This is a genomic window from Methylocaldum sp., assembly GCF_039794385.1.
Taxonomy (GTDB): Bacteria; Pseudomonadota; Gammaproteobacteria; order Methylococcales; family Methylococcaceae; genus Methylocaldum.
Genome location: NZ_JBDIVO010000387.1, coordinates 1 through 4,042, shown reverse-complemented (window position 1 = coordinate 4,042; position 4,042 = coordinate 1). Strand labels below are relative to the sequence as shown.

Sequence of the window (4,042 nt, the reverse complement as noted above, 5' to 3'; positions counted from 1 at the left end):
TGCAGGTTGCCTATGCCGCAAGACTTCCCTGAATGTACTTAGAACGCCGCGTTCAGATCGGCAATCCAACCCGGCGGAATGATCTTATCGTGGAAGCGATCCGCACCGACGGCGCAGGTATAGGCCGTGCGGAAGGGTGTAATCTCAATCGATTTTTCCCAGTGCCGGAGATTTGGCTTTGAACAACTCGGCTGCAAGCTCGAGTTGAGCCGTCAATGGCGGTATAGCAGGAATTTCCCAGGCTTTTCCTGCGATACGGGACAATAAGTTATTCAGCCAAAGGCGGTCCGATTTTGCCTGGTGGATAATGAATCTGTAGGAATCACCGTCCTTAAAAACAGCAAAATCTTCCAGATAAACTTCAATTGCTTCCTGTTCACCGTAGAGCCTTGTTTGAACGTAGATTGTTCGCGCGTCGAGGTCAAAACGAAATTTCTTTAATTCTGCAATACCCTTAAGGATTATATTCGCCACCCAAATAATCAATCTATTGGGTGTCAATTTTATTGCCATTTTTATTAAGCTGGATTTCATACTCATTTCTTTCACCTGGGTTCGCTAACATAATAAGTTTTATAGTATATTGTTCCGGCAGTTACTAAGCGTAAAGAAAGTATTGTCATGTTATGGCGTATCGGCATTCAGGGTGCCGGAAGAATGCGACCATTATCTGCGGTAGTTTCTGAAGTCGCCGCGAGGCCCCGATCAGGCATCGTTTCAAATCGGCTTTATTCTCGGGTAAGTGTTTGGCCACCCTGGATTCACAGACCCCGAGACCTGCTCATCCGGGTTCAGTTGCGGGGAATAAGGGGGCAGGTACACCAGTTTCAGCCGTCCCTGCTGCTGTTCCACGTAGTCTTTGACCAACTTGGCCTTATGAATCGGGTGCCCGTCCACCACCAGAAAGATCGGTTGCTTGGCCCCGACCATCAGGCGTTTGAGAAACTCACGAAAGACCACCGTCGTGACCGTTCCCTCCTGGACCATGAAACGGAAATCGCCACGAGCGCTGACCGCGGAAATGACATTCAGGCCAAAGCGCCGGCCGGTCGCCTTGACCACCGGGGTTCGGCCGCACGGCGCCCACGTCGTGCCCGCATGGTAATCGGAACGAAGGCCCGCTTCATCGGCAAAATAGATCACCGCACCGGCCCGTTTCGCCTCGGCTTGCAGGCGCGGAAACGCTTCCGCCTGCCACCTTTCGACCAGCACCGGGTCTTGTTGCCAGGCTCGATACAATGGCCGTTGTGGGGTAAACCCCAGCATCCGCATGATCCGCCCCACACTGGGCTTGGTCAGCCGCTTGCCGAACTGCCGGTAGATCACTTCGCCGATCAGCGACAAGGTCCACAGACCAAATTCAAACTTCATTTGCAGGGGCGTCTGATCACGCACGGTCTCGGCAAGCCAGCGCATTTCGTCCGGGGTCACCTTCGGGGGTCGACCGGGAATCGATTTGGCCAGCAAGGCATTTTGTCCACCGCTGGCAAAGTCCGACAGCCAGCGAAATACCGTTCGGATATTGACGCCAAAGGCGGCGGCAACACTGGCCACGGTCTCGCCTTTGCCGACCGCTTTAACCGCCTGCTGGCGCATGACTTGGAGCGAGAGATTGTCGATCGATCGCCCGTCAGAGTCTCTTTTGCATCTCATGGCCGTAGCCTAACACGAATATGGCATTCTTTATTTTACGGTTAGTATAAGCCGTACATGGCCGTCCCCTTTAGCCGAAAACCAATCGCCGGGGGCTCCCTGAGAATGCCTGGAACGGGCCCTGTGCCGATTATTTAAAGCGTGAAGCGAAAGGTGCCGACGAGCGCGCCGGGTATCTTGCTGCCGCCGAGTGCACGACAGTGATAGGTATCGATGGCGGGATGGATCGGGCTTTCCCGGGTCAGCGCCTCGAGCGCCGAGCCAAACAATCGATACAAACTGTCGTCAAACCGCAGATCATTGATGGGTGCCGCGATTTCGCCGTTCTCGACCCAGAAACAGGCGTAGCGGGTCATGCCGGTCACCCGGGCGGCCTGGACATCGCTCCAGTTGAGGTAATGCAGATTGCCCACGTAAAGACCGGTACCCAGGCAGTTCAGGACCTCGGTCTCAGGCAGGTTGCCGGCCATCAGTTCCGGCGCGCGCAAATGCTCTCCGAACCAGCCGCTCGGATCGGCCGCATTGGACGGCACGCCATATTGTTTTGCGGAACGGGAACTCACCAGCAGGTTTTTCAACTGCCCCTTCTCGATGAGCATCAACTCCACCGGCGGAAGCTCGCCCAGGCTGTTGAAGCGCGGCGTGAGCGCCAAGCAGAAGTTTTCTTTCAAGGTGAACTGTTCGGACAGACCGACCTCACCCTGGATCAGTCGCTTGAGAGGACAGTTACCATCCCGGTACGCCCGGTAACTGAGCGCGCCCCATGAGAACATGGCGATCAGTTCGGCGACGGCGGCCGGCGCGAAGTACACCCGATACTCGCCAGGCGCAATCGGGCGGGCAGGGCGTTTCAAGAAGGCAAGCCGGGCCTTGTCGGCAGCCAGGACGGCCTGGAACCGGTCCTCATCCCATGCCGGCCCCCAGAACCGACCTTTGACGGCCTTGTTATCTCCGGACGCGTTGGTCGTGAACAGGGAATAATCCACCCATAGGGATGCGGTCGAAAACCAGTGGTTCAACCCCGCCGAATTGCGGACCGCGCGGACCTGCGGGCCCGCGGCCAAGAGTCCGGTAAAGTCCGTCCCTTGGGTGACGCGGGCGATGGCCTTGACCGCAGCGGCGGCGTCCGGCTCTGTCCCGGAATGTTCGTGTTCGCTGGTTCCATGGTCTTGCAGGGGCACCGCGAAAGGGTCTTCCGGGAGTGTTCGAGCTTCCCGCCGTGCCCGCTCCAACCAGGAACGCAGGAGTGCCCGATCGTGATCGAGGTGGCCGCTGAGGTCAAACATGAAAGTCACCTGACGGCCAGCCCACTGAAAGGTGAGTGCCAGGTTTCTCTGCAAGACGGCCGTGGCTTGCCGCACTTTGGAATCGTTGAACCGCACATAGGTTTGATCTTCGGCGGTGAGTTGGAGGCTGAGCGCTTCTCCGGCCTTCAAGTCGGAAAAGGTTGTATCCGCGAGATCGTCGAAGAGCCGTCGGGTTTCCGGAAGAAAGCTCACGAGCCACCTCCGAACACGTCGATGCCCGCAAACAGACAGGGCGGGGCGGCATGGCCGACGCGGATGAGCTGATTAGGTTCGCCTTTCCCGCAATACGGCGTTCCGAAGAGCTCCCGCTCGTCGCGACAACCGACCTGCTTCAGTGCATTCCAAAAAGGCACCGTCATCCCCCGGTAATTGGGATTTTTGAGGACGTCGGTCAACCGGCCTTGTTCGATCCTGCGGGCATATTCGCAGCCAAACTGGAATTTGTTGCGGTAGTCGTCGATGGACCAGGATCGATTGGATTGCATGTAAACGCCTCGCTCCACGGAAGCGATCATCTCGGCCAGGGAACTGGTGCCCGGTTCCAGGTTGATGTTCGCCATGCGGTCGATCGGCGCCCGATTCCAGCCGGCCGAACGGAAATTGGCGACGCCGGGAATGCCGAGTCGAGACTGACTTTCCAAACTGCCGAGCCCCCGCAGCAACACGCCGTCCCGGATCAGATATTCCCGTGTCGCGGGGTTGCCGCAGTCATCGAAGGCGTAAGAGGCAAACTCACCCGCGACGGTGGGGTCGAAGGTGACGTTCAGCAGGGGCGAGCCATAGCGCAGCCGGCCGAAATCGTCCGGCTTCACGAAGCTCCAGCCGGCATAGTTACGCTCGTCACCGAGGATGCGGTCGAGTTCCAACGGATGGCCGATCGATTCGTGGATCTGCAGCAGCATCTGGTCCGGCGCCAGGATCAGATCCAGCGTCTCATCGGGACAATTTTCGGCGTCCAGCAATTCGAGCGCCTCGCGGCCCGCCCGCTCACACTCGGCGTGAAGGGCCGAAAAATCGAAGAATTCCAACCCCGCCTGACGGCAGCGGGCGGCCGGGCCGTTCAATGAACGCTGCTGGGTCTC

Annotated in this window: 3 protein-coding genes and 1 pseudogene; all 4 read right to left on the bottom strand. The window is 58.0% G+C overall.

The genetic code is table 11. From position 1 onward, the window contains the following. Window positions 1-144: 144 nt before the first annotated feature. A complete protein-coding gene (locus ABJK70_RS21255; protein WP_347259043.1) occupies window positions 145-534 on the bottom strand; it encodes a hypothetical protein in 390 nt (129 codons plus the stop codon). An 85-nt stretch (window positions 535-619) separates the two neighbouring features. Further along, window positions 620-1,653, bottom strand: a pseudogene (locus tag ABJK70_RS21250) (IS630 family transposase). A 134-nt stretch (window positions 1,654-1,787) separates the two neighbouring features. Continuing rightward, window positions 1,788-3,152 carry a metallopeptidase TldD-related protein gene (locus ABJK70_RS21245; RefSeq protein ID WP_086133196.1) on the bottom strand — a complete coding sequence of 455 codons (1,365 nt, stop codon included), beginning with the start codon at window positions 3,150-3,152 and terminating at the stop codon, window positions 1,788-1,790. Then, a partial coding sequence (locus tag ABJK70_RS21240; RefSeq protein ID WP_347259042.1) for a TldD/PmbA family protein occupies window positions 3,149-4,042 on the bottom strand: 894 nt, incomplete at its 5' end. The genes ABJK70_RS21245 and ABJK70_RS21240, both read right to left, overlap by 4 nt.